Source organism: Psychrobacter sp. P2G3 (genome assembly GCF_001593285.1).
Taxonomy (GTDB): Bacteria; Pseudomonadota; Gammaproteobacteria; order Pseudomonadales; family Moraxellaceae; genus Psychrobacter.
In genome coordinates, this window is sequence record NZ_CP012529.1 from 971,354 (window position 1) to 998,058 (window position 26,705).

General features: G+C 41.5%; 22 protein-coding genes and 4 pseudogenes. 18 read left to right on the forward strand and 8 right to left on the reverse strand.

The window, feature by feature from the left end:
* Positions 1-135: 135 nt before the first annotated feature.
* From AK823_RS04160 to AK823_RS04185, 6 genes and pseudogenes are all read left to right on the forward strand, one after another.
* Positions 136-498: a metalloregulator ArsR/SmtB family transcription factor gene (locus tag AK823_RS04160; RefSeq protein WP_068326489.1), complete on the forward strand. Its 363-nt coding sequence runs from the start codon at positions 136-138 to the stop codon at positions 496-498.
* A gap of 119 nt (positions 499-617) precedes the next feature.
* Positions 618-1,025 (forward strand): arsenate reductase (glutaredoxin), encoded by a 408-nt coding sequence (arsC, locus tag AK823_RS04165; RefSeq protein ID WP_068326492.1) that lies wholly within the window; start codon positions 618-620, stop codon positions 1,023-1,025.
* Positions 1,012-1,770, forward strand: a pseudogene (arsH, locus tag AK823_RS04170) (arsenical resistance protein ArsH). The gene arsC and the pseudogene arsH overlap by 14 nt, the downstream one beginning before the upstream one ends.
* Positions 1,771-1,863: 93 nt before the next feature.
* Positions 1,864-3,174: an arsenic transporter gene (locus tag AK823_RS04175; RefSeq protein ID WP_068034892.1), complete on the forward strand. Its 1,311-nt coding sequence runs from the start codon at positions 1,864-1,866 to the stop codon at positions 3,172-3,174.
* Positions 3,175-3,228: 54 nt separating this feature from the next.
* Positions 3,229-3,537 (forward strand): metalloregulator ArsR/SmtB family transcription factor, encoded by a 309-nt coding sequence (locus AK823_RS04180; protein WP_068326496.1) that lies wholly within the window; start codon positions 3,229-3,231, stop codon positions 3,535-3,537.
* Between the two features lie 245 nt (positions 3,538-3,782).
* Positions 3,783-5,015, forward strand: coding sequence for an NADH:flavin oxidoreductase/NADH oxidase family protein (locus AK823_RS04185; protein ID WP_068326500.1), 1,233 nt, complete (start codon positions 3,783-3,785; stop codon positions 5,013-5,015).
* A 24-nt stretch (positions 5,016-5,039) separates the two neighbouring features.
* Here AK823_RS04185 and AK823_RS04190 read toward each other — a convergent pair whose 3' ends face one another.
* Together AK823_RS04190 and AK823_RS04195 are read right to left on the reverse strand one after the other, a co-directional pair.
* On the reverse strand, positions 5,040-6,614 hold the full coding sequence (locus AK823_RS04190; protein WP_068326503.1) for an ATP-binding protein: 1,575 nt from the start codon (positions 6,612-6,614) through the stop codon (positions 5,040-5,042).
* 1 nt (position 6,615) lies between these two features.
* Positions 6,616-7,377, reverse strand: coding sequence for a heavy metal response regulator transcription factor (locus AK823_RS04195; protein WP_228138907.1), 762 nt, complete (start codon positions 7,375-7,377; stop codon positions 6,616-6,618).
* Between the two features lie 375 nt (positions 7,378-7,752).
* Here AK823_RS04195 and AK823_RS04200 point away from each other — a divergent pair, with 375 nt between their 5' ends.
* The 9 genes from AK823_RS04200 to AK823_RS04240 all read left to right on the forward strand — a co-directional run bounded on the left by AK823_RS04200 (position 7,753) and on the right by AK823_RS04240 (position 16,567).
* Positions 7,753-8,076 (forward strand): hypothetical protein, encoded by a 324-nt coding sequence (locus AK823_RS04200; protein WP_068326506.1) that lies wholly within the window; start codon positions 7,753-7,755, stop codon positions 8,074-8,076.
* 208 nt (positions 8,077-8,284) lie between these two features.
* On the forward strand, positions 8,285-8,557 hold the full coding sequence (locus tag AK823_RS04205; protein WP_068326508.1) for a hypothetical protein: 273 nt from the start codon (positions 8,285-8,287) through the stop codon (positions 8,555-8,557).
* A 115-nt stretch (positions 8,558-8,672) separates the two neighbouring features.
* A complete protein-coding gene (locus AK823_RS04210) occupies positions 8,673-9,266 on the forward strand; it encodes a cytochrome c (protein ID WP_068326510.1) in 594 nt (197 codons plus the stop codon).
* A 201-nt stretch (positions 9,267-9,467) separates the two neighbouring features.
* A complete protein-coding gene (locus AK823_RS04215) occupies positions 9,468-10,109 on the forward strand; it encodes a DUF411 domain-containing protein (protein ID WP_068326514.1) in 642 nt (213 codons plus the stop codon).
* Positions 10,110-10,163: 54 nt separating this feature from the next.
* Positions 10,164-11,867, forward strand: coding sequence for a copper resistance system multicopper oxidase (locus tag AK823_RS04220; protein WP_068326517.1), 1,704 nt, complete (start codon positions 10,164-10,166; stop codon positions 11,865-11,867).
* Between the two features lie 25 nt (positions 11,868-11,892).
* Positions 11,893-12,936 (forward strand): copper resistance protein B, encoded by a 1,044-nt coding sequence (locus AK823_RS04225; RefSeq protein WP_068326520.1) that lies wholly within the window; start codon positions 11,893-11,895, stop codon positions 12,934-12,936.
* Between the two features lie 97 nt (positions 12,937-13,033).
* Positions 13,034-13,510 carry a DUF305 domain-containing protein gene (locus AK823_RS04230; protein WP_068326524.1) on the forward strand — a complete coding sequence of 159 codons (477 nt, stop codon included), beginning with the start codon at positions 13,034-13,036 and terminating at the stop codon, positions 13,508-13,510.
* 129 nt (positions 13,511-13,639) lie between these two features.
* A complete protein-coding gene (locus AK823_RS04235; RefSeq protein WP_068326526.1) occupies positions 13,640-13,819 on the forward strand; it encodes a hypothetical protein in 180 nt (59 codons plus the stop codon).
* A gap of 114 nt (positions 13,820-13,933) precedes the next feature.
* Positions 13,934-16,567 carry a copper-translocating P-type ATPase gene (locus tag AK823_RS04240; protein ID WP_068326529.1) on the forward strand — a complete coding sequence of 878 codons (2,634 nt, stop codon included), beginning with the start codon at positions 13,934-13,936 and terminating at the stop codon, positions 16,565-16,567.
* A gap of 279 nt (positions 16,568-16,846) precedes the next feature.
* Here AK823_RS04240 and AK823_RS14210 read toward each other — a convergent pair whose 3' ends face one another.
* The gene (locus AK823_RS14210; RefSeq protein WP_228138908.1) at positions 16,847-17,005 is read right to left on the reverse strand and encodes a hypothetical protein; all 159 of its coding nucleotides are present in this window, start codon (positions 17,003-17,005) and stop codon (positions 16,847-16,849) included.
* A 93-nt stretch (positions 17,006-17,098) separates the two neighbouring features.
* On the opposite strand from AK823_RS14210, the pseudogene AK823_RS14215 reads away from it, so the two are divergent.
* A pseudogene (locus AK823_RS14215) lies at positions 17,099-17,203 on the forward strand (IS1595 family transposase); the annotation flags it as partial.
* Between the two features lie 384 nt (positions 17,204-17,587).
* On the opposite strand, the pseudogene AK823_RS14220 reads toward AK823_RS14215, so the two are convergent.
* Positions 17,588-17,884, reverse strand: a pseudogene (locus tag AK823_RS14220) (transposase); the annotation flags it as partial.
* Positions 17,885-18,227: 343 nt separating this feature from the next.
* Here AK823_RS14220 and AK823_RS13915 point away from each other — a divergent pair.
* Positions 18,228-20,141: an acyltransferase family protein gene (locus tag AK823_RS13915; RefSeq protein WP_082785632.1), complete on the forward strand. Its 1,914-nt coding sequence runs from the start codon at positions 18,228-18,230 to the stop codon at positions 20,139-20,141.
* A gap of 333 nt (positions 20,142-20,474) precedes the next feature.
* Here the strand turns inward: AK823_RS13915 and AK823_RS13920 are convergent.
* From AK823_RS13920 to AK823_RS04270, 4 genes and pseudogenes are all read right to left on the reverse strand, one after another.
* Positions 20,475-20,741, reverse strand: a pseudogene (locus AK823_RS13920) (transposase); the annotation flags it as partial.
* 51 nt (positions 20,742-20,792) lie between these two features.
* The gene (locus AK823_RS14115) at positions 20,793-20,930 is read right to left on the reverse strand and encodes a hypothetical protein (RefSeq protein WP_158510471.1); all 138 of its coding nucleotides are present in this window, start codon (positions 20,928-20,930) and stop codon (positions 20,793-20,795) included.
* The gene (locus tag AK823_RS04265) at positions 20,927-23,527 is read right to left on the reverse strand and encodes a restriction endonuclease-like protein (RefSeq protein WP_068326537.1); all 2,601 of its coding nucleotides are present in this window, start codon (positions 23,525-23,527) and stop codon (positions 20,927-20,929) included. Before AK823_RS04265 ends, AK823_RS14115 begins: the two co-directional genes overlap by 4 nt.
* Before the next feature lie 99 nt (positions 23,528-23,626).
* Positions 23,627-25,567 carry a DUF3578 domain-containing protein gene (locus AK823_RS04270; protein ID WP_203226573.1) on the reverse strand — a complete coding sequence of 647 codons (1,941 nt, stop codon included), beginning with the start codon at positions 25,565-25,567 and terminating at the stop codon, positions 23,627-23,629.
* A 374-nt stretch (positions 25,568-25,941) separates the two neighbouring features.
* Here AK823_RS04270 and AK823_RS04275 point away from each other — a divergent pair, with 374 nt between their 5' ends.
* A complete protein-coding gene (locus AK823_RS04275) occupies positions 25,942-26,637 on the forward strand; it encodes a hypothetical protein (protein WP_068326539.1) in 696 nt (231 codons plus the stop codon).
* Positions 26,638-26,705 lie beyond the last annotated feature (68 nt).

Sequence of the window (26,705 nt, forward strand, 5' to 3'; positions counted from 1 at the left end):
AGAAACCCGCTAAATTATTTTTAGCGGGTTTTTTGCTGTGTGTTGTGCATTGTTAAAAGCTCTAAGTCATCACTTATCAACATTTCTGATTTATTATTTGTTGAATTATTTCAATATGTCTGTATTATTGGACATATGGAAATAACAAATGCTATCGCAAGCTTCGCTGCGCTCTCTCAAGATACTCGTCTCAAAGCCTTTAGGTTACTTGTCAGTCAAGAGCCTGAGGGTTTGCCTGCGGGTGAGATAGCCCGTCAGCTGTCTGTGCCGCATAACACTATGTCGGCGCATTTATCGGTGTTGGCACGAGCAGGGTGGGTAGTGTCAAAACGCCAAAGTAGGCAGATAATTTATCGCGCGTCGCTGTCGCATATGGAAGCTGTCGTGCAGTTTTTATTGCAAGACTGCTGTGCGGGACATCCAGAGCTGTGTGCCTCGCTGATGGATAGCTTAAGCGGCTGTGAGACTGCCAAACCTAATAAACAAGACAGTCTTTAAAGCAAGCGCTAAGCCGATAGCTGATTCAATAATTATCTCTCAATAAATAAATTTTTAATAAACGTCTTCTTAACAAATATATTCTTAATAAATATACCCATAAAATAGGTAAGATTGCTATGAAACCATTAATTTTTCATAATCCTAACTGCGGTACTTCTCGTAATACACTAGCCATCATGAAGGCATCAGGCGAGCAGCCAGAAGTAGTGGAATATCTGAAAAACCCGCCAACCCGTGACTACTTGTTTGAGCTATTGGCAAAAATGAACCTCTCGCCAAGAGAGTTGCTACGCAGTAAAGAAGCCATTAATGATGAGTTGGGCTTAGATAATCCTGAGCTATCTGATGATGATATTATCGATGCCATGATTGCCCATCCTATCTTAATCAACCGTCCTATTGTGGTCACAAATAAAGGCGCAGCCTTGTGCCGACCTTCAGAGCGAGTGTTTGAATTGTTAGAAAATCCAGTGAGCAGCTTTACTAAAGAAGATGGAGAGGTTCTATATCATGGTCAAGGTTAATACATGTCAACCTGATGTAGATGACTTAGCCAATCTAGATGACTTGCCTAATATTGATGCCAGTAAATTACAACCGATTGATATTGAGTCATTGATTGCGCCAAATGACCCACGTCATCCGCCTAAGATACTAGTGCTATATGGGTCGTTACGTGAGCGCTCATTTTCACGGCTGGCAAGTGAGGAGGCAAGTCGGCTATTGCGTTGGTATGGCTGCGAGGTGCGGATTTTTAATCCATAGGGGTTGCCACTGCCTGATGATGCTGATGTCGATCACCCTAAAGTGCAAGAGTTACGCGAGCTGGCGCAGTGGTCAGAGGGCATGCTGTGGGTGAGTCCAGAGCGTCATGGCAGCATCACCAGTATTATGAAAGCACAAATCGATTGGATTCCATTATCACTGGGCGGCGTACGTCCAACCCAAGGCAAAACCTTAGCGGTGATGCAAGTGAGCGGTGGCAGCCAAAGCTTTAATACCGTCAATCAGCTGCGTATTCTTGGACGTTGGATGCGCATGATTACGATCCCCAATCAATCGTCTATTCCTAAGGCCTTTTTAGAGTTTAACGACGATAATCGCATGGACAAGTCGCCCCTATATCTGCGCCTCGTTGATGTCTGTGAGGAATTAGTAAAGTTCACTTGGCTTACTCGTGGACGCTCAGCCTATCTGACTAATCGCTATTCAGAACGTGTTGAAAACGCTGAAGCAGTATCGCAACGTGTCAATCAAAAATCGCTCTAATCTTTTATATATTAAGTCGGCTAAACCAAACCAGCTAAACCAATTCGGTTAAAACAAGCTGGTTAAAAAAGTCAGCTCAAATAAGGTTGCTCCATGCTCGCATTAATTATCTTTATCGTGACTTTAGTTTTGGTGATATGGCAGCCTAAAGGATTGGGCATTGGTTGGAGCGCGATGGGCGGTGCATTGGTCGCCTTAGCTTTTGGTGTGGTGCATTTATCTGATGTTGGTATCGTCTGGGACATTGTTTGGGATGCAACCTTTACTTTTGTGGCGCTTATCATCATCTCAATTATATTAGATAAAGCGGGATTCTTTGGTTGGGCGGCCCTACATGTGGCTAGACTTGGCAATGGGCAAGGACGGTTGTTGTTTCCTATGATTGTGATATTGGGCGCGTTTATCTCCGCGTTTTTTGCCAATGATGGCGCTGCATTACTTCTGACACCGATTGTCATCGCTATCTTGCTACGGCTTAATTTCTCACCGCCATCGGCATTGGCTTTTATCATCGCCACGGGCTTTATCGCTGATACTGCCAGTCTGCCGTTAGTGACTTCTAATCTGGTCAATATCGTCAGCGCCAATTATTTTGATATTGGCTTTGGACGTTATGCGGCAGTCATGGTGCCGGTAAATATCGTTTCTGTCATCGCGACATTAGCAGTGCTATGGGTGGTCTATGCGCGCCAAATTCCAAAACACTATTCCATCGCCAATCTTAGCGCACCTGTATCCGCTATTGAAGATTCGCTGGTTTTTAAGGCAGCTTTTCCGCTATTAGCATTATTACTTGTTGCTTATTTTGCGACTGAATCACTAGGTATTCCTATTTCCCTCGTCACTGGCGCTGCTGCGCTGGTGCTGATGGCTATTGCAGGGCGCTGGTGGCAGGGTGGTCGGGGAGCTGTTGTTTCTGTATCTGATGTTGTACGTAAAGCACCTTGGCAAATTGTATTGTTTTCAATCGGTATGTACTTGGTCGTTTATGGGTTGGGTAATGCAGGGTTAACGGCTTATGGTGCCCAAATACTTAACTGGTTAGGACAGCAGGGCAATATCATCGCTACAGTAGGGACTGGATTCCTTTCGGCGATAGTGGCTTCTATCATGAACAACATGCCATCCACCTTAGTAGGTGCATTGGCTATTGATAGCGCGCAAGTACCCGCAGCGACTCGCGAGCTGATGATTTATGCTAATGTGATCGGCAATGATTTGGGACCGAAGTTTACGCCCATCGGTAGCCTTGCGACATTATTATGGCTACATGTATTGGCAGAAAAGGATTATAAAATCAGTTGGGGGCAGTATATGAAAATCGGGCTGCTCATCACGCCGCCAGTATTATTAGCCACGCTGTTGGCCTTGGTATTTTGGTTGCCGATGCTACCGAGTTATTGAAATCAGTTATAATTATCCGTTGACTCTTATCTATATATCGGGATATCATGATTTATGAATATTGAAAATGTAATCTCCGCCCTTAACAACCCTATGCGGCGCAAAATTCTTGAATGGTTGAAAGATAGGTCGAACTTTCCGCCTTCGCTACCAGAGCATGCTGATTTGGACGGTGTTTGTGTTGCGTACATTCAAGAAAAAGCAGGGTTGTCACAATCGACAATTTCAACCTATATGAGTCTTTTAAAGCAGGCTGGTTTGGTCATTGCTGAGCGTCATGGACAATGGACCTTTTATCGACGCAATGAAGTCAATATCCAAGCGTTCCTTGATGAGGTTGAGAAAGAGTTGTTAAAGCATTAATAGTTAATATAAGTAATTAGCATATAGGCCAACCACTTTAAAATCGATACAGCGCTACTGGGATGAATTTTTCGCAGCCTCTGTGTTAGCAGCAAGCAAGGAAAATCTATACCAGTAACACGTGGCTATTAACGTATCTATTCTATTTCGTACTGATAAAACTAAAGACAATGCATTTAACAGAACCACAGTATTTAACAGAAACTTAATATCTAAATATTTCGATATAACGATGGAGAAAGTCGATGACACAATTACAGACTAAGCATGAACTTTCAAGTTCGGCCAATGTATTAGCCGCTCCACTTGAACTGCCATGTGGTGTGATGCTCAAAAACCGATTATCAAAGGCCGCAATGTCAGACTCACTTGGTGATGGAAAAGGCAACGCCACTACAGCACAGTCACGTCTCTATGAGCGCTGGGCGGAAGGCGGTACAGCCTTGTCCCTGATTGGCGAAGTACAGGGCGATCCTCGACATCCTGAAAAACCTGGCAATCTAGTATTAGGACCAACTACTGATCAAAACGCATTGCAATCCTTGGCACGTCGAGGATCTAACGGTGGAGCGCATATTTGGCCGCAACTCGGACATGCTGGAGCGTTATCCTATTTGCCTGTCAGTCGGCCTAAGGGTCCATCTGCGTTAGACCTTGAAGGATTGAAGTGTGAGAGCATGTCAGTCGAAGATATTAAGGAGTTACCAAGTATCTACGCAAAGGCTGCGTTAATTGCCAAGGATGCAGGATTTGGTGGTGTGCAGATTCATGCTGGACATGGCTTCCTTTTGAGCCAGTTTTTATCTCCGTTATTCAATCGACGTACGGATGAATATGGCGGATCAATCAAGTCGAGATTTCGCATTGTTCAAGAGATTATAGATACGGTTCGGCAAGCTGTTGGAGACGCGTTTCCGATTGGTATTAAAATCAATTCAACCGATAAGTTGGAAGGTGGATTGACGGAAGACGACGCTATGGAGATGGTTCGATTGCTTGATCAGACGTCTATTGATCTAATCGATATCAGTGGCGGAACTTATTTTCCAGGGGCAGTTGCAAGCTCAGACAGTAATTCAGGTACTGGGCCTTATTTCCTTGATTTTGCAAGCCGTGCGAAAAAAATAACTGCGATTCCAATCATGGCGACTGGTGGCTTTAAGTCACGTCAGCAAGCAATTGATGCTGTCGAAAGCGGTGCTGTAGACATGGTAAGTATAGGACGTGCTATGGCGCTTAATCCACATCTTGCACATGATTGGCTAAGTATTGATGGGGGCGATCCAGAGTTTCCAAGATTCGATACCAATCCTCCAGGCGGTGTGACTGCTTGGTATTCGATGCGACTGACAGCACTTGCAGAAGATAAGGAGGATGAATTCAATTTGAATCTCGAATCTGCTATGAGCATATATGACAAGCGTGATGCAGAACGCTGTGAGGGCTGGTGTAAAACCTTTGATTACTTAAGAGAATAAACTTGGAACATCTAACTTTGAGTGCTACAAAATTACCTCAACTTGGAAGTAATAATCATCTTTGATAGTAATGCTGACTTTGCCGTTATGGGCGTTGACGATAGCTTGCACAATGGATAATCCCAGACCTGATCCTGCATGCATAGTTGTCGTTCTATGATGACGATGGAAGCGCTCAAATAATTTGTTCGCCTCAGTTTGAGTCAAGGGTTCGTCCAAGCGATTGGTGATGGTTATTTTTAAAGGTGATGGTTTAGAGGTTTGTTTTATTGTTTGCCCTAGATTTTGGATGTCATTATTTTTTACATTGCTTGCTACATTGACTTTTGCGCTATTTACCACGTGATGAGAGGCAATAGAAGTAGTGGCAATCGCAGATGCTGCAATAGTAATGACGCTATCACTAGCCGCATAATAGATGGCATTTGACATTAGATTGGCAAACAATCTTTGCAACAAGCCTTCATCGCCTAATACTGCGCCAAAGTTGCCCGTTTTTTCAAAAGCTATCTCACGATCTTCCGCTATCATTTCATAGTAGGAGATAAGCTTTGTGATTAGTGACTCGGTATCGACAACGTTGAGTTGAGAGTCATAAAGCCCTTTTTGAGTTTTAGCTAGCAAGAGCATGTTATTAATCAGCGCAGATAATTGCTCAAGCGTGTCATGCTGATGATGCAATTGCTCGATATATTCATTGGTGTTTCTCGTCTTGCTAAGCATGACCTGAGTCTGAGTACCAAGGGTTGCAAGCGGGGTACGCAGCTCATGCGCGATGTTATCCGAAAAGCGCGATAATGATTCAAAGTTACTCTCAAGCTTACTCATCATTAAGTTATAAGACTCAGCAAGCGGTCGTAGCTCGCGCGGCATATCATTGACGATGACTCGTTCATCCAGCTTTTCAGGGTTGATGCCCTTCATCTTTTGTACGATAGTAGATAAAGGCGCAAAACCCCAGTAGACACTTAATGCTGCGACTGACACCAATAGCAGGGTAATCGCTATCAATATCATACTGAGCTGGCGGTTAAACTGTAATAAATACTGATGATGGACATCAATAGGCAGGGCGATAAGCGCGAGCATTTGATTGTCTTGAATGATAACTGCTCGGTAACTTCTATTATTTATCTCTATAACAAACTGCTGTTCGTGATGGTCTTGCCATAGAGATGACAGGTTAAAATCTGTGGGCAATTCATCGGCAAAACTACTAGGAGTGCTAGACAATAAGCGGCCGTTTTTATCGGCTACGAGCGTCTTTAGATCGTAGTCTAGCCAAGAGGAATGCAGGTGGTCAGCTCCAATTGGTGCTGGCGCTTGTGCTGGTAAAGTGGGCGAGTTCAGCGAAGTTGATGAAGATATTGAAGAGGGTAAAGTTGGAGAAGCCGTTTCTTCATCGAGATGGGTTACTCGCTTGCGTAGATTAAAGGCGGCATGAGTAATAATCTCTGAATCCATTTGCTCAAAGTGACCATTTACAGAGCGCTGAACCCAAATGTAAATAACGATTTGAGAGATAACAACGAATATCGTCAGTAAAAAAATTGTCCGCCATAGCAGTGGTAAGCGTCGATTTTCGAAGTTATATTTCATTTTATTTGGCTTCAGTGCTATTGATGGCAACGCTATTCATTGCATTGTCATTGATTGTAGCGCTATCAGTATTCGTATCCGAAGTATTTACGGCATCCAATCTATAACCCATCCCGCGCACGGTATGAATCAGCTTTATAGCAAACTCGTCATCGATTTTGAGTCGGAGACGTCTTATAGCGACGTCAATGACATTGGTATCACTATCAAAATTCATGTCCCATACTTGCGATGCGATGACGGAGCGCGGCAATACCTCACCTTGGCGTTCTAACAAAAACTGCAATAGGGAGAACTCTTTTGCAGTCAGCTTAATGGCGCTGTCGCCTCTATATACGGTGCGCTTGGCAATGTCCATTTTTAGATCTGCTAACTCCATAATAGTACTTTTATAATCAGATTGATTGGCACGGCGCAACAGACTTTTTATTCTGACTATTAATTCTGCAAAGGCGAAAGGCTTGGTTAGATAATCGTCTCCACCGATTTCAATGCCTTTGATTTTATCACTCAGATCATCTTTTGCAGTCAAAAACAGGACGGGCGTATGCTTCCCAGCAGCGCGGTAATTGCGTATCAACTCAAAGCCACTGACATCAGGTAGCATCACATCCATTAACACCACGCTGAACTCATCTGTCATCAAGGCATGATAGCCGTCTAGACCAGTCATATGGTGGTCAACGATGAAGCCAGCCTCGGTTAGCCCCTTTTTTATATACTCTCCAAGCTTTATCTCATCTTCTACCAGTAATACTTTCATAGCCTATCCTTTTTAATAATATTTCTTATATTAATAGCACTTCTTATATTAATAGCATTTCTTACTGCACTTTAATGATTCGTAGCTTAACAGAAGATGCTTGATATAACTGCGCGGGCCAAAAAGCATAGGTGCCACCGTGGGTTTTAGCATTTGGTCTTATTGGAGAGTATGACAAGATTTATTTATTTCTAACAAACATGTCATGTATTCGTCATTAAGCTGTCAGTCTCAATTTAGTATCCTTAATCAACGCTAAATAGAAAGCTTTGTCTGCTAGAGATGGCCTTTAGAAGATAAAGATGACTTCTATAAATAGCTTCACTAACAAACATTCTACTTGAATGTCCAATTATTTATTTTTGAGAGTATTATATGAAAAATTATGGTCTAAAAAATGCAGCTCTATTATCACTGTCGATGTTTATTGGCATGTCAGCAGCAAATGCTCATACTACCAACCTAAGTACTTCGATTATCGACAACTGCGATGCGGTTACTGAATTTGCAAAAAATGCTGATCACAATGATGCGCAGATATCTGATGCTCAAATGAAAAGCTATGTCAATGCAAGAGCGGCCTGTCAGGTTCAGCACCAAGATCAACATCTACAAGCTGAAAAGTATTTTGTAGACAAGTACGGTAGAGATCGTGACAGTAATGCTAAGACAATACTAAAGGATTACGTTCAGCATTAAAATCTATAGATGCGAAGATGACAGAATTGTCATCTTAGTGTCATCTGTCAGTCAGAATGAGTAAGTTATCATTTAAACTGATTTAATAGCCTTAGTCTTTGACAACTTTAAGTGACAATATATTCTTTAAGTTTCAATACATTAAAGCTGAATTCAACCCAAACCTACGCTTTATAAGCTGTTAATCAAATCAAACAAGGAATTAATTATGTCACTATTCAAATCAATGCCTAAATCAATCATCGTTACTGCTGTTGCTCTAGTCGTTTCAACGTCTGCTATGGCACATGATCCAAAAATGCATGCTGAAAAGGATCAAATGAACTGCGAAAAGATGGAAAAGCATGTGCAAATGATGGGCAAAATGGATCATAGCAAAATGGATATGAATGACCCTGCTATGAAAGCAATGATGGCTAATATGGGCAAAATGAAACAAATGTACCAAAAACACTGTGTGAGCAGTGACAGTAAGTCTTAAGAATTTCAAATCTAGTCCTGTTAAATATACATCACTATTAGGCAGTTTTATTAAATAAGCAGTTTTGTTAAATGATAGTGATGTATTAACAAAAATGGATTTTTAGGATAAGTATATGAAATTTTTATTGGGGGCACTTTTTACTGTTGTTGTCGCAATTGCTGGTATTTTCATTGTCGTTATCAGTGGCGTCTCAAATGTTGGGGCCGATCAAGAGCATAGTCCTATGGTCTACAATTTCTTGGAGACAGCTCGTAATCGTTCTATAGAAAACGCGAGTAAAGATATCATCGTTCCAGATTTAGAACAGGTGGACATGATTAGCACTGGTGGCGCGGATTACAAAGATATGTGCGCAGGCTGTCATTTGTCTCCTGGGGTAGAAAAGACTGATTTCAGCGAGAGTCTATATCCTAAACCGCCTAACTTTACCAAGACTGATGTTGTTGAACGTTATCAGACGGAAGCGGGTGCACAACAAAGTTTTTGGGCGATTAAACATGGCATCATGGCATCTGGAATGCCAGCATGGGGAGCTTCTCATGATGACGATAGGATGTGGGCAATGGTTGCTTTTATTAGATCATTACCTGAATTGAATGAAAGTCAGTACACCATGCTAACGACTAGGTTAGACGACGATATGTTGGATATGTCATTTGATGGCAATATGGATATGTCGGGCGATGAATCTGGAATGCAGCATTAATTATTTTCAATATTATGGTTTTTAGTATCGTGGTTTTAGTACATGGGTTTTAACACATGGTTTTTGATGTCAACAACGCAGTACTGAGCAATACTGCATAGGTGCTGCGCTTAACATTTTATATTAGGCCCATACTACTTTAGATGCAGGGTAAAGTATTTAGAATATCAAATATGTAAACAAACGCTTAGGAGTGGCTTTATGAGACGCTATACCAATATTTTTTCTAATGAACACAACCGGTTATCTGGTCGTGTTCTTTTAGTGATGGTGACATCTTCACTATTATTAGCGGCTTGTAGCCAATCAAATACGAGCGCATCTGATTCAAAGCCTGTACAACCTGAGCCAACGGTTGCTACACAAACGGCTCAGGTAGTAGAACCACAAGCTGAGCTTACAGCGGTGACGGCTCCTTTGATAAACCAATCAGATCTCCTTAAAAATGTTTCTGCCACTGTTTATAAAGATGCCAATTGTGGCTGTTGTAAAGAATGGGTAGGTTATGTAGAAGATAATGGTCTAAATGCAACGGCGAACGATGTTGCAGACTTGTCTTTATTCAAAGAGCGTTATGGCGTACCGCCGCAAATGCAGTCTTGCCATACCGCAGTCACCACCGATGGTTATGTCTTTGAAGGCCATGTCCCCGCCAAGCACATGGCACAATTCTTAAAAAATCCGCCTAGCGATGCTATCGGTCTTGCTGTACCCGGTATGCCAGTCGGTAGCCCTGGTATGGAGTATCAAAACCAATTTATGCCGTATCAAATTATGCAAATTAATAAAGACGGTACGACAAGCGTTTATGCTGATGTTGAGTCGCCGCAACAGCAATTGTAGTTTTGGTTTGAATAGAGTTAACCACCATCTCGCAGATTAAGTTAGGTCATCATTATGAATAATAAAAACATGCTTAACCGTCGACGTTTTTTGACAGGGTCATCTACGCTACTTGGCGCGTCTATGTTATCGACGTTACCAACCATTGCCAATAGTGCGTTGGGTGCAAATCAAAAAAACGCCGTCATTAACAGTGATAAACCCGAGCATAAAGTACCCATACTGACAGGCAAAGAGTTTGATCTTTATGTCAGCAAAAAACCCATTATTGTTAATGGAAAATCAAGCACGGCGACACTCATTAATGACTCATTACCAGCGCCGACGCTAAAAATGCGCGAGGGTGATACGGTAGTGATACGCGTCCATAACCAGATGAATGAGTCAACCTCTATCCATTGGCATGGTCTGCTAGTGCCATTCGAGATGGATGGCGTGCCAGGTATTAGTTTTGATGGTATCCCAGCGAATAGCACCTTTACGTATAAATTTACGCTAAAACAATCTGGCACTTATTGGTATCACTCGCACACTGGATTCCAAGAACAAACTGGTATGCGCGGGGCCATTGTCATTGAGCCAAAAGGACGCGAACGTCATCCTATCGAGGAAGACCATGTCATTTTACTCAGTGATTGGACGCACCGCGATCCGCATAACTTACTGAAACTATTAAAGCAACGCGCCGACTTTGATAATTATCATTTACCAGATTTCAAAAAGCTACTGTCCGATATTGCCGCAACAGATCTAGAAGCAGCTTTTGATAAGCGCAAAATGTGGAATCAGATGCGGATGATGCCGACAGATTTTACTGATCTGTCCGGTGAAAAGACCTTTACCTATTTGATGAATGGTAAAACGACAGCGGCTAACTGGACGCAACTTGTCAAGGCTGGACAGCCGGTCAAACTACGTTTTATTAATGGTTCAGCGCAGACGATATTTGATGTACGCATCCCCGGCTTAAAAATGAAAGTCGTCGCGACGGATGGGATTGATGTCAGTCCTGTCGATATCGATGATTTCCGTATTGGGGTGGCCGAGACTTATGATGTCATCGTGACGCCGACTAAAGACGCGCATACCATATTTGCTCAAAACATAGATCGGTCAGGCTACGTTGCGACAACGCTTTCGACCAAAAAAGGCGCTCGTCCTACGATACCTGCTATGGACAAAATCGAATGGCTGACGATGGCCGACATGATGGGCGCCATGGGCGCTGATGGCTATAAAGCCAAGCATGCTAAGACAGAATATGACTTTAAGTCCGATATGCGCGTTGATAGTCCGCGTATGAACCTTGATGACCCTGGTATTAATCTACGTAACATTGATAGAAAGGTTTTGAATTATAGCCAGTTGCGCTCTGTCGGCGATGAGATAATGGCAGAGCAGCGCAAACCCACCAGAGAGATTGAAATACATCTGACGGGAAACATGGAGCGCTATATTTGGGCTCTAGACGGAGTTATGTTCAAAGATGCCGCACCGGTCAATATTAAGCCCAACGAGCGCGTACGTATTACCTTAGTCAATGACACCATGATGAATCATCCCATGCATTTGCATGGTATGTGGAGCGATCTGCGGATGCCTTCAGGTGAGTTTCAAGTACGTAAGCATACGATAATGGTACAGCCTGCACAAAAGATAAGCTTTGATGTCACCGGAGAAGCTGGCAGATGGGCATGGCATTGCCACTTGCTCTATCACATGGAAGCAGGGATGTTTAGAGAAGTTGCCGTTGTTTAATAAACCTTCGAATATGAGCCTTATTATGAAAATATATAAAGTAGGTCTACCGTTTATTGGCATGTCATCTTTGATGTTATTAATGTCACCTTTAGCAAATGCTGCTGAGATGTCGCACATGGATCATGGCAGTATGGATATGTCTGGTATGGATATGTCTGGTATGGATCACAGCAGCATGGATATGTCGGGCAATATGTCAGATATGGACCATAGTGGCATGGATATGTCAGGCGATATGTCTGATATGGATCACAGTGGCATGGATATGTCGGGCGATATGTCAGGTATGGATCATAGTGGCATGGATATGTCGGGCATGGATCATGGCAGTATGGACATGTCAGGGATGCAAGGTGGCGAAGCACCAGCCGATGCTCGAAGCCCTGACTACTCGAACGGTGTTCCCTATGGTCGCTTTGGTAAGCCTGTGATGATGGGTAGCTTACCGTTATGGGGCGTATCAGTAGACGATCTGGGCTATCAGTTCGAGGAGGATCAAATCAATTATGAGTTTGATACGTGGTACGGTACAGACAGCAACCGCGTAACGCTACGTAGCGAAGGTAGTATCCAAACTAAAGACGATAAAGAAATTGATAGTTTAACCTCACTCGCTTACTGGAAGCCACTTAGTATTTTTTGGAATGGGGAAGCCGGTGTTGCTTATGATACCGAAAATGATAAATCTGCCGTGATGGCTGGTATTGCAGGCACTGCACCTTACTTCATCGAAACCGATGCTAGAGCTTATTTATATACTGATGGGCAAGTTCGTCTAGATCTAGGTGCAGAGTACGAGTGGCGCTTAGATCAACATTGGGTAGTGATTCCAGAAGTAGAGCTGACGGCATTTAGCAAAGATGATACGGATAACCATATTACTAAAGGCTTTAATGAGTTTGGGGCTGACGTTAGGCTTACTTACGAGATGTTAAGTCGTCAGCTCGCACCTTATGTGGGTATCAGCTATGAGACCGCTTTAGGCAACGCAAGAGATTTGCGACGTCAAGAAGACGAAGCTGTTGATTCTAGTAGCGTTACAGCTGGTGTGAAATTTTGGTTCTAGTGTTAACCATGTAAGCAAAAAACAGTTTATAACACTAGCTCCAAAAAAAGGCACCTCTTCATTTAGGTGCCTTTTTTACTAAATTAAGGACAAGAATATGAATAACCATATGGATAATAAACAGAAGCAAATGAACCCCTATGTGAAGTTCACCCTGATGATTTTAACATCGACAGTGGTGATGTTTATCATGATGTATTTTAATACTTATCAATGGGATCACGTTTATTTTAGCGAAACCAGAGCTTATATGGCGTTATATATGGGCGCTATGATGGCTATTATCATGCTCGCCTTTATGACCAATATGTATAAAAAGACTAAGGTCAACCTAATGGTTTATGGGATTAGCGTCGTGCTATTTGCCTTTGGTCTATGGGGCGTTAGATCACAACAAACAGTCGATCAAGTGGATTGGATGCAAGCGATGATACCGCATCACTCGATTGCTATTTTAACCAGTTCACGTGCTGATATCGAAGATCCGCGTGTACGTCAGCTTGCTGATGACATTATCGAAGCCCAAAAGCGTGAAATCGATGAGATGCAGCAACTTATTGATGAGTTGGAATAAACAGTCGTAAATTTTGAGCATTTCATATTAGGTGTCATTAAGTAAGCAGCCTATTGAAAGGTATACGTTCACACGCCAGTACTATATCATTACTTATACTAAGGAAATAACAAATAAGGAGTACTTATAATGGTTATTATGATGCACGGTATGATGAATGGGCCTATGGATGGCATGATGAATGGATCGATGATGCATGGTATGAGCTGGGGAATGATGGTTGTCTGTTTAGTATTTGCCCTACTGTTTTTTGCCATATTAGTATTAGTAATTATGTCGCTGCTCAAATATCTGCGTAAACGAGATTGAGTCTTACGCTTAACTAAGTTGTTAAGCGTGTAAAGCAAGAGTAGAAACAACGGCTATCAGCGGTTGATATAACTGATTCAAGATCTCTACTCATGGTCTTCAAGGAGTGGTTTTATGAAACATATTGACGATACAAAGTCTATAGAAGGTGGACAGTACGATAAAGTACCTGCTGGCTATAGTGGCACAATCTATACCTGCCCAATGCATCCCGAAGTCCGAGATATTGAGGATAGTGGCTGTCCAATATGCAACATGGCACTCAAACCTGAAGACCAAGTTGTTAAAGAGGTCGCTGATTCCAAAGACAATGAAGACAGTCATGCGCATTGTCATGGTACGGATACTACTGATAATAGTGCTGAGGTAAAGTCTATCAAAGGCAGCAAGTACGACAAAGTACCCGAAAATTATAACGGTACGATTTATATTTGTCCTATGCATCCAGAAGTTAGAGATGTTGAAAAAAGTGATTGCCCAATATGTGGCATGTTTCTTAAACATGAAGACGAGGTTGCTAAAGATGATAGTCACGACAGTTGTCATGGAAAGGGTAGTAGCGAGGTAAAGTCTATCAGAGGCGGTAAATACGACAAAGTACCAGACGATTATAAGGGTACGGTCTATATCTGTCCTATGCATCCCGAAGTCCGAGACGTTGAAAATAGTGGCTGTCCAATATGCGGCATGGCACTTGAGCCAGAAACGGTCACCATCGGCGAAGAAGATACGTCTGAGCTTGACGATATGACCCGTCGATTTTGGGTTTGTACCGTACTCACCATACCGCTATTTTTATACGCGATGAGCGATATGTTCGGGATAAACTTAGATAATATTGGTCAATATGATATCTCAGGCCCCGTCTCGCAGTGGTTGCAATTAGCGCTTGCTACTCCCGTTGTACTGTGGGGCGCCGCGCCGTTCTTCGTTCGAGGCTGGCAGTCTATAAAAAGCCGCAATCTAAATATGTTTACTTTGATTGCGATAGGCGTAGGCGCTGCTTATATTTTTAGTATTATCGCGACCTTTTTCCCGCATATTTTTCCAGACAGTTTCAGAGATAGCGCTGGTCAAGTCGGTGTGTATTATGAAGCGGCAGCTGTCATCGTAACCTTAGTGCTACTTGGTCAAGTGCTGGAGCTAAAAGCCAGAAGTCAGACCTCGGGCGCAATCCGTGCTTTACTTGAGCTCGCACCGCCGACTGCAAGACGTGTCGATGAAAACGGCAACGAAGTCGAAGTCTCACTTGATGAAGTCATCAGTGGTGACCAGCTAAGAGTTAGACCTGGAGAGAAGCTGCCAGTAGACGGTACTGTGCTCGATGGTAATAGCAATGTTGACGAATCAATGGTTACGGGCGAACCCATTCCTGTCTCAAAAGTGCAAGGTGATACGGTCACCGGCGGTACGGTGAACGGCACTGGCACGCTATTGGTCGAAGCGGTCAATGTCGGAGCAGATTCGGTATTATCCAAAATTGTGCAAATGGTCGCCGAAGCCCAGCGCAGCCGTGCCCCTATCCAGCGCCTAGTAGACCAAGTAGCGGGTTGGTTTGTGCCCATTGTCATTGTCAGCTCTATCATAACCTTTATTGTATGGGCGACATTCGGACCTGAGCCGGCTATGGCCTATGCACTGGTCAACGCTATCGCGGTACTCATTATCGCTTGTCCTTGTGCGCTCGGACTTGCAACGCCGATGTCAATCATGGTCGGTACGGGAAAAGGCGCACAAAATGGCGTACTGATCAAAAACGCCGAAGCACTAGAGACGATGGAAAAGGTTGACACTATTGTCGTTGATAAGACTGGAACGCTCACCGCTGGTAAGCCCGAGCTTACCGCAATTGATGCGCTCGCAGGTCAAGATGAAGACGAGTTCCTCGCACTGGTAGCGGCAGTAGAAAGCGCGAGCGAGCATCCTTTAGCAGAAGCTATCGTTAGAGCGGCTCAAGAAAGATCACTCACTATTCCTAAAGCTACTGACTTTAATTCGACTACTGGCGAAGGTGTACAAGCCGTGGTCGATGGTAAGAAAGTCGCTATTGGTAACTCAAAGCTTATGGAGAGTTTAAACAGCTTCGATCAGGATTTATCTACTAAAGCCGACGTCCGTAGAAAGGACGGTGAAACGGTAATGTTCGTGGCGATAGATAGTAAAGCTGCTGGTATTATTTCAGTTGCTGATCCTATTAAACCAAGCACCAAAGAAGCTATTTCACTGCTTCATGACGCGGGACTAAAAGTCGTTATGCTAACGGGAGATAACGAAAAAACCGCGCAGGCAGTCGCTAACAAGTTAGGCATTGATGAAGTCCATGCGGATGTGTCACCAGAGGACAAAAACCGCATCGTCAAAGAGATGCAAGACAGTGGTAAATTGGTGGCGATGGCAGGTGACGGTATCAACGATGCGCCAGCGCTAGCGCAAGCGAATGTCGGCATTGCTATGGGTACTGGCACTGATGTGGCAATGGAGAGTGCAGGGATTACCCTGCTAAAAGGTGACTTAATGGGAATTGCCAAAGCCTATAAGCTTAGCCACGCAACCATGCGTAATATCAGACAGAACCTGTTCTTCGCCTTCATTTACAATGCGCTTGGTGTTCCAATTGCCGCAGGTGTGCTCTATCCCGTATTTGGGCTTCTTCTTAGTCCTATGATAGCAGCGGCAGCTATGAGCTTATCGTCAGTTTCGGTGATTGGTAACGCGCTGAGATTGCGTACTTTGGATTTATCCAAATAGTATTGGGTATTAAGCATAATGTGGTTTAAATATACCTAAGACAATTTAACAAAAAAGTGATTTAAAGGGCTACCATTGAACACAGTGGTAGCCCTTTTTTATGGACTATAACGATAACTGGACTTTCAAACACGGTATAAATTTTAAATTAGAGTTAGTCAAGTATTTAGACTCAATCAAAGCAGGGTAGTGGCATAATAAATAATGGGTCTGTTCTATAGTCAGTTCAAAATAAAAATGTTATGCCTTGGACAAATATCATAAAACAATTTGGATAAGTCATTTTGCATCCAACCTTGGCGTAGAAACTTCACTTGAGCCCATTTCTTTTCGATAGGGTTTAGGTCTGGGCTGTACGGCGGCAACCAAAGAATACATGGTCATACCCTCGTCTAAGCTTTTTAGTACTTGTTTGCGAAAATCTAGTGAGTAAGTCATGGTCTTTATGATAACAATTGGGTTTAATAATTAGTTTATAACACTTTTAAATGGGTTTGGCTATAGATAAGCGAAATAATTTAGGATAGCGTAATGCGAAAGAATAAATTAAGTCAGTACGAACAAAATAGGCTTATTAAGTTATTTATTGCTGGCTCTATAGCGAGTACAGCAGCGAGTAAACTCATTCTAGGAAAGCCCCTCAAATCATTAGCAATTAAGAATATTAGCAATCGGCGAGATAATCATGAAACTAAACCTAACAAAGCCTTTAAAACGAAGCTACTGGCAAGAGTCCATTGCTCCAGTAGAAGTATTGCCTATATTAAGTGGCAAGCATCAAGCTGATATAGTGGTTATCGGAGGTGGTTTTGTTGGTCTATGGACCGCTTTAACTATCAAGGAATACGAACCAGATTGTAATGTGGTAGTGCTCGAGCAAGATATTTGCGGAGGAGGCGCGTCAGGACGAAATGGTGGGACCATACTGTGCCTGTAGCTCTTGCGCCCAAACTTTGCGCTCGACAACAGGCTCTATAGCTTTTTTATAATCTCTTCCTGCATCTGAGATTTTAAGCTTAAATCAGCATACATCTGTTTGAGTCTGCGGTTTTCTTCTTCAAGCTCTTTTAGACGATTCACATCAGACGATTCACATCAGACGATTCACATCAGACGATTCACATCAGACGATTCACATCAGACGATTCACATCAGACGCTTCACATCAGAGTCTTCCATACCACCGTATTTGGACTTCCATTTGTAGAAGGTTGAACTAGCGATACCGTATTTACGGCATAGCTCTTTGGCAGGTAACCTTGCATCAGCTTCTTTTAAAATGGATACAATTTGCGTTTCAGCCATTCGTTTGCCCATGTTAAAACTCCTTATAGGCATTTTATAAGAAATTCTATGGCTGAGCTGTATTAGTTTAGGGGATAGTTACACGAGCATGCAACTTTTATGATTTTTCATCAGTAACTCTAATGCTGATTTCTTGTGTACGTTTCTTAGGTCTGTTATTTGGCATTAAGACTTCTTAATGAAATGATATCTATCGCATATAACTGACATTAACTTCTCTGGTAGAGCTATGCATTCGCATACAAATAGGATACCATCGACGATATCTTCTTAGTCGACTGGTGTACAGCCTACAATGCTGTATTTACAGTAATATTTATAACAACTTTATATTAACCTTTTGGACAGTGTTCTTATGAAATTTAGAAAAGATATTAATGGCCTTAGGGCAATCGCAGTTATCGCTGTTCTGCTATTCCATTTTAATCCTTCTTGGATGCCAGGTGGCTTTGCTGGCGTTGATGTCTTCTTTGTAATTTCAGGGTTCTTAATGACTGGGATAATATTTAGAGGTATTGAGCAAGAGAAATTTTCTATTCTGAAATTCTATGTTGCTCGTGCCAACAGAATTATTCCTGCCTTAGCATTGCTTTGCTTAGTACTAATGATTTTTGGTTGGTTTTACCTTACGCCCTTTGATTACAGAATATTAGGTAAGCATGTTGCCAGTAGTATAGGTTTTTTATCCAACGTCATGTACTGGAGGGAAGCTGGATATTTTGATGCAGCTTCCCTTGAAAAATGGCTGTTACACACTTGGACATTATCAGTAGAATGGCAGTTTTACATCATCTATCCATTAATTCTGGTCGCTATGCGCAAGTTTCTGTCAATAAAGACTATGAAACTCATACTACTAGTGGCAACAGTTCTAGGCTTTATATTTTGTGTTTTTTCTACTTACAAATGGCCCAATGCTTCTTACTTCCTATTGACTACCAGAGCGTGGGAGATGTTGATTGGTGGTGTTGCCTATTTTTATCCTTTTACTTTAAAAGAGGGCAGAAAAAAGTTTGTAGAGTGGATAGGCGTAGCTTTGGTTGTCAGTTCTTATTTTTTAATATCAGCAGAAAATCCTTGGCCAGGTTACCTAGCATTATTTCCGGTTCTAGGATCGTTCCTAATTATCCAAGCACAGCGTAACGATAGTATTATTACGAGCAATATAGTCTTCCAAAAACTAGGGACTTGGTCTTACTCAATTTACCTTTGGCATTGGCCACTTGTTGTAGGTATATACTACTTCTCACTAAGCAGCTCTTATATTTACTTAGGTATGGCACTCTCTATACTTCTTGGGTTTTTAAGCTACAAATATGTTGAAAAAATCAATTTCAGAAAAGAGTTTGGCAACTTATTTACTTATTTAAAACACAAGCCTATATATATAGTATTGGTAGTTGGAGTCATGGGAAGCTTTGTTTTTTTAGATAAAGGGATTGAGGAAAGATTTTCGTTAAGCGCAACTGACAAAAATATTATTGATGACCTAAAAATACCTTATAGAAATAACGGTTATTGTTTTTATTCATCTCATGACCCAAGTTTTGAAGTAAGTCAAAGTAAGGGAGTTGATTGCTATTTAGGTAATAAAGAAGAAAATGCCAAGACATTACTATTTGGGGATTCTTTTGCTGGTCATAATGAACCATTTTTTGACGAGGTATTTAAGGCTAATGACGCATCCTTTCAATCAATAGTTACCAATTGGTGCGTTCCGTCTCTTACTGAAAACTTTATTGGTTCTAAAACGAATAAGGCCTATGAGCAATGCTTACTGAATAGAAAGTACCTGAAAGAAAATATGCAAAATTATGAAAATTTAATATTCGCAGGATCATGGGGTAATGCTCTAGAATTTAAACAATTTAAAGATGTGGAAATACTGATTGATGAAGCAGCTAAGCTGGATGTAAATATATTCCTTATGGCAGCTCCTTATGATTACAAAAAAAATCCATTACAAGGTTTTTATAAAAGTATTTATTTTGATCAACCATTTGATATTGATGTTTTCGATGGTAACGATAAATTCGTAAGTGAAGCAAACATGAGACTGAATAATTTATCTCAAAACTATGACAATGTTTATTATATTGACAGAACAATGCTCTATGAAAACAACAACACTTTTGATGTTGATGGAATTACTGTTCCGTATACTTTTGATGGAGATCATATCTCAGTTATAGGTTCAAAATATTCTGCAAAACACTTTATGAATCACAGTAAGTACCAAGCTATGATAAATAACTTTAAGTTAAATTAACTGTTTGAGGCCTCAGAGGGGACGTATGCCCCTTTTGACGGCACGTGAAATGATGGTTGTAGCAAAGCAAAAACTCCAACTTTCACGACTGCTGACTTATTGGTTGTATACTTGGAGCATCTATTTGTCTGTACTTATTTTTAGAAATACCTGTACTTATATAAAGGCGTAACTGACTAACTGTCACTTCGGGCATAGCCCTACGCCTTACGTCACTAAAACAGTCTCCCAGACTGTTTCTTAACGTTCCTCATTTGCAAAGTACGCCGTGGCCTCATTCGAGCATAGCTCTCATCTTGCGTTGGGGCGAAGCAGTGCTTCGCTTTATCCCTCCTCATTTAGGATCTTTAGTTCCTCTTCAGCGACTTTAAGCTGCCGCTTGAGCCGCTTTATTTCCTGAATAGCTGCCACAAGCTCAAGATCATATTGTTCTGTGCCAATAAGCTTGCCTTGATTGGCTTTGTTCTGCCAGTTTGATAAGGCTTGCATCGCTATGCAAAGTTGCTTGGCAGTGGCCGAAACATTACCGTTGTTGTCCGCTATCTTCTTAACGGCTTCTGCTTTAAATTCTGTGCTATAAGTTCTGATTTTCTTGGTCATAGTAAACTCCTCATTGAGTCGTTAGTTTACCAAGTTTATCTCTACGGTTTCTTAAGCATAGCTCGGTTTTCCATTCTTCGGGCCTTTACTCAGTCCAATGATAGCGGCAGCTGCTATGAGCTTGTCGTCAGTATCGATGATTGGTAACGCGCTGAGATTGCGTACTTTGGATTTGTGATAGGCGCTCATACTAAAGCTTGGTCATAGACCTGTTTAAGCTCATTAAACTTAGCTGCTTGTTCTAGGTGGTTTAAGGTAGTGAGCTTTATTGATTCTGTAAAAGAAACGCCCGAAACATCATGGATGATATCTTTTAGAGTTAATGGCTTACCCAGCTCAAATAAGTAATAAAGGTCAACTGAATCCGATGATTTTCCTGACTGTTCTTCATTAATGGCACGTCTCGATTTAAGAGTCACGTTTTTGATAGGCCAAAGCATGGTAATTTGCTTGCTATTGGTATTTTGCTCAGATGTGATTGCCAATGCCAAATAGCGTATTTCATTCACAATGTTTTGTTTGTATTTACCTAAAAATGTACTTTGAGGCAGATGATACCAAGTAGCCAATCCATTTTTAAAATTATCAAAATAGGCCGAATGGCGTCCTTTCCCCCCCCCTCCCAAAGCAATAGTCATAATCAGATCAGGATATAGCACTTGCTCCATACCTGAATAGGGAATACGTGCAGCATCTTGTAAATAGAGACTCTCTTCAAGATTATGAGTATGCTGTGTGAGTTTATCTGCATGAGAGTCGTGGTCGTTTACTCGGTATGCGACAGCGGTACTATTTACAGTACTGCTATTTTTGATTTCGCTGCTATTTTTGCCACTATTATACGTTGGGTTAGTAGCAAGGTTATTCCCCAATTGCTGACGCAAAAAACTCAATAGCCACTGATGCCCATTATTACTATTTGAATCTGTTTTAAAGGGGCTTGGCAGTAATGCGAATGCACCAATCCCGACCTCATTGATCTCATCGAGATAAGGATTCGTAGTAACTGCTTGATTAAAGTAACCGGGATATAAAGCAAAAGCACCGAATACTGGACGACTTTTTTGGAATTCAGTCGTATCTTTGCTTTCTTTATCCTTTGTTAGACGAATTAAGGCATCACGGTAGCGATGCATCTGATTTATCGCATCATCTGGCACGTAGTCGGTAGTATCGATATTTATATTAGTATCATCGTAGCGGTTTTTAATGGTCTTAATACGGTACTTAGCGTCAAATAACCAAATAAAGCGCTTGTTGCTAGGTTTAGGTAGCGTTATCTCTAATACAATATCAGGCTTCTGGCTGATGAGATATGAGCGAATATCTGCCCCTGCTTTAGTGAAAATTGGCTCGTGAGCGAGCCTTGCTGTAACCCCATCGCTACGCTTAAATTCAAATGCACCAGCGAAGCCATCCTTTAACTGATATTCAAAAAAGTCATTCAACTTTAGTGACTGTTTTTCAGTAGTTATTTCTTCAAAGCCAAGCTCATCTAGCAAGATGTTTCTGAGGGTTAAAAAACACCACACCTCATAAATTTCAGCGACCGACTTCATAGAGATATTAGATTGATTATCAAAGACATCTAGGTAAAATTTTAACTCTTGCCAAATTCGATATACTGAGCTGTAGCCGACCTTTTGCTGCAATACCAATGACTCGTGGTTACGTCCATTATAAGCACCGACATCAGTCATAAAGCCTTGTTTCAGGGTTTTCTGTAGAGGCTGTTGCCAGTGGTGTAGCTCATCTAAAAACGTGTTAGACAGCCGTTGTTTATCCGGTGCTGCGTTGTTTTGTCTAAGCTTATGTTCAAAGTCAGCCAGTCGCTTCTTGGAGGTAGAGACCACCATCTTAACAAAGCGGTTCTCTGGAGTATCTACGCTCAGCTGTTTTTTGGTGACTTGATAGCGCTTTTCATACAGACCATTAGCAAAATCTTCTTTTATTTTTGCACCCAGTCGCGCTGGTAGCTTACCTTTTAGCCGTGATGCTTTATTATAAGAGGTATGTGCTTGTAGGCGGCTATGCGGTGCTTGGTTTATGACTTTAAGACCTTGCTCAAGTTGGCTACGCAGATGGCTAAAATTAGCTAACCATAACAATGGAAAGTAGTTACGCTGTTGGCTGTTCGCGGCATCCTGCTCGGTTTTTTCTACTAAGCTAAAGCGCCATAGCGGAAAGACGCTATCAATCGACCGATACATCGCTGGCAAGTCATCGTGCAAGCTCATCTTGGTGGGCAGCACTTCAAAGGCAATATGGCTTTGATGGGTTTGACCGTTTGTGACATATTCAAGAGGAAGGCGCATCCAGCCGACATGGTTAGAGGTATTAATAGATCCTGTCAAACGTGCTGGTATTGAGCGATGTGCTTCAACGAATCGAAAGCTTTCATTCACTAAATGACTGCGATGGGTTAAATAAGCGTTTTCAGTTTTCGCTTGTTCATCAAAGCCCTTTTTATCAAAAAATACCCATTCAAATTGATATTGGATATTTTCAAAGAAGATAGGCTCATTAATCTCAATTTGGTTAAGCAGAGTAGACTGGTTAATTGCATCATCTATGTCGATTCGCTGACCCATAAAGGTAGCATCAATGATAGATAATGGCGGAGAAAAGCGGATAACGGGTATCTGGTAATGAGTAAGGTCATTAGGCGCATGGTGTGCTTGGCGTTTTTCTACAGTTGCCTGATAAGCAGCTTGCCGTTTGCTAATATCGCTACACCAAATGGACAGCTCAAAATCAGGAGTTTGTATCCGTAACAGTTCTGGCATTATTGCTCCATATTGCTCCATTAATTTTGCTGTATCAGTGCTAAATGCCAAAGGCTAAGAGCAGCTACTGAGTTTAGATGTGCTTATGCATTTTAGCGATTAAGGCCAAAAACTGGTAAATCCTGAACGTTCTAAACGTCCTTTCATCCATGCTAGTTTGGCTCCACTGCGACAAGTGATACGCAATACTTTATCATCCTCTTCTGCTACTAACTTCTCGCGATATAAGTCAGGACGAGCGTTAGGAGAATCCTTTGGCTCATGCCAAATATCAGCAAGCTCTCGTGCTAATACGAGCGATAGCTCATCAAACAATGAATCGTTGTTAGTAGTACTATTATGAATAGTCAGTTTATCGTGATCACCTTCGATACGTGGCAGCACTTTATGCATTAGGAAGTCATCCCATACCGCTTGTAACTGCCGATCATCTGTCGGTTGGGTACTAATAACGGCTAGCAATAACTCGTTGAGTGCTCTAAAAGCCAATTGGAATGGCGTGTTATCAAGCACGCTATTAATAGACTGTAAGAAGCTAATACTTCTGTTACCTGTGCTATCTATAGTAGGCAAATCGTCGATAGTGGCTTGAGAATAAAGGGGATAACTCAAAATGTTATAAGTCACTTTCGGTTCGAAGAAGTGTTCAAAGTCATTGGGGAAAAACTCACCAAAATCAAAGCTCAAAGCGCGATCAATCACTTTGCGTGAGAATCCATGGGTAGTTTCATCCATATTTACCGTACCAGCGACGATTAGATTAAAGGGTAGGCTTAAACCATGCTCACAAAACAATTCCCACTCTCTATCGTATTTACTATCTATAAAACCCAAATCGCTACGCAGTTTGTTTGTGTCCGCTAATTGTTTAATAGTTGCTGATTTCAAAAGAGGATCACAGCAATAATCAAATTGCTCAGCATCCCATTGCCATACGCGTGTCTCTAACACTGATAAATAATCAGCAAAATACTGCTCAACAGGCGCTAAGTTCATTTCATCTAAGCATAGCCAATAGGGCAGTACTCCATCTAATTGAGCTTTATCGCCAGTCACAGTGAGCCTTGTATCAAGGCCATTAGAGTCGCTAACGCTTAGCTTAAGCCCAGCATCGATAATCGCCCGCCACGATTTAGCAATGAATTGCAGCACATCAGTGATGATGTATTCAGCGTTACCATCTCCACCCAAGCGTGATATATAGCCTAATATGTCACTAGGCTCATGCCAATCAGGGCGTACGGAAGTTAGGCAGTAAGTATCGCTAAGGCTGCCTGTGGCTTTGGCTTGCTCACGGACAAAACGAGTTTTACCAGTGCCAGAGATACCAGCTAGGAGTAGGAAGGGTTTGGATAGGGGAGTTACATCATCAGGGAGAGATTTTTGCTTTTTTTGGAGAGGTTTAGTTCTTTCTTCTGGCTTATTCATAGTAAATTTCTGCAACTCTACTTCAATATCTAAGGTTTCTATCTTCCGATAATAAAACAATAGCTTTCGTAGATCTTGCTTTAAAGATTCACTGTCTAGCTCTATATCTAGGCTATAGTACTTAGCGACGATATTTGCAGTCTCATAAGACTTACCTAGTGGTGTATTCGCATTTAAATCTATTCTTTGCTCGCCCCAGTCTTTTAATTCAGGAAACTTTTCAAGTATATACTTCTTAATAAGCTCTGCCCTGATATCAGCTTTAACTTTACCTAGCTCTTCCTTAGGTGTTGTTGTACCTTGGTTTAAAGATAAGTAAAAACCTAAGCCATCGGTACTGAATAAGTACACAGGGTATATACCATCTTGGATTGCTGTCGTTATTTTGGGATTAAGTATTGCAAGCCATGGAATATTAGCCCAATTTCCAGCTCCCACGCTAGCTTTTATTAAATAGTTATTATCAAAATCTTTAACGATAGCTGCTATTTCTTCTTTTAAGTCGTTTCTCAAAAAGTTGGCGGTTGGATGGTTTGTAAAAGACTCATTAGTTGCTTGAACCCAACTAGAAGTAAATTTCTTTAATTTTTCTGCAAGGTTCATGTCAGCCATTTATTCATCCAAAAGGTCAGCTTAAGTTTGTTGATTAGTGTACACAATACTAATAAGTTAGGCCAGACAAGGTAATAGATTCTGTATCGTGAGAATATAAAAACTATTGATCTCAGTTATTTTTCTAATCTATATAGTCTAAGCAATTAACCAAACATTAATATTTCTCAGAGTTTGTGCTGGGCTAAAGCCTCAGCCTACGGACGAATCGCTTATAAAATAGCCTTCTGCTAAAGTAGGCTGTATATCTAAAAGTTACTGAATAAGGGATAATACCCGTCATGGATTCTGCGACACTATAATAGCTAAAATGAGCCGAAACTTATAGCCGTAGACATTCAATACCGCAAACTCATATAACAAGGCAGTTCTGAATGACCAACAATAACCCATATAATCTTGTGCCCCTGCAACCTACCGGCAGAAACGAAGAAGACAACGTAAACACCTATTCTCCTGATGACATGATAACCATATACGAGCAACAGTTTCTCACGCAAGTACCCGAAGACAAACTAACCGAGTTTTTACCAGCTCTAAAAGCCTTTTATGATATCGATGATAATACTTTAGATATCAGCGCGGTTATTTTTGACGCCATCGCTGATTTTTGTATTATCTATAATCATAAGGTAAAAGTAGGAGATTATCAGATATTAGGAAATTTAGTAGAAGAGCAGATTGAAGTAGATGAAGACAATGCAGACGATGAAAATAGTGATAGCCAAGCCTACACGATAGACTGTATGCGTACTTTCTTTATCAATGATGTAGAGCTGCCTTATCACTTTAATGTATTCATCCAAGGCGAGGGTTACTCTACTTTAACCGAAAGAGATACGTTGTTAGAAAAAATATATTGGTTCGTCAATGCTGGGTTTGATGAGCACCTATTAGGAAATCCTGAGGATGTCGTAAGCTTAGAGTCTATCAACGAAGAGCTAGCCAGTTTGGGTATCAGAGAGATGGATCTGACCACCATCTATGAATTAGTTGATTATGTTGAAGATAGTATCATAGATGATGACATGGTAGATGCGCTAAATAAGCTAATAGATGACGCTGAGTAGGGTTTGGTTTTAGTCGTAGGGTGCATTACACGTACTCTACGAGCCAGAGCCAATATATCGTGAGTTTT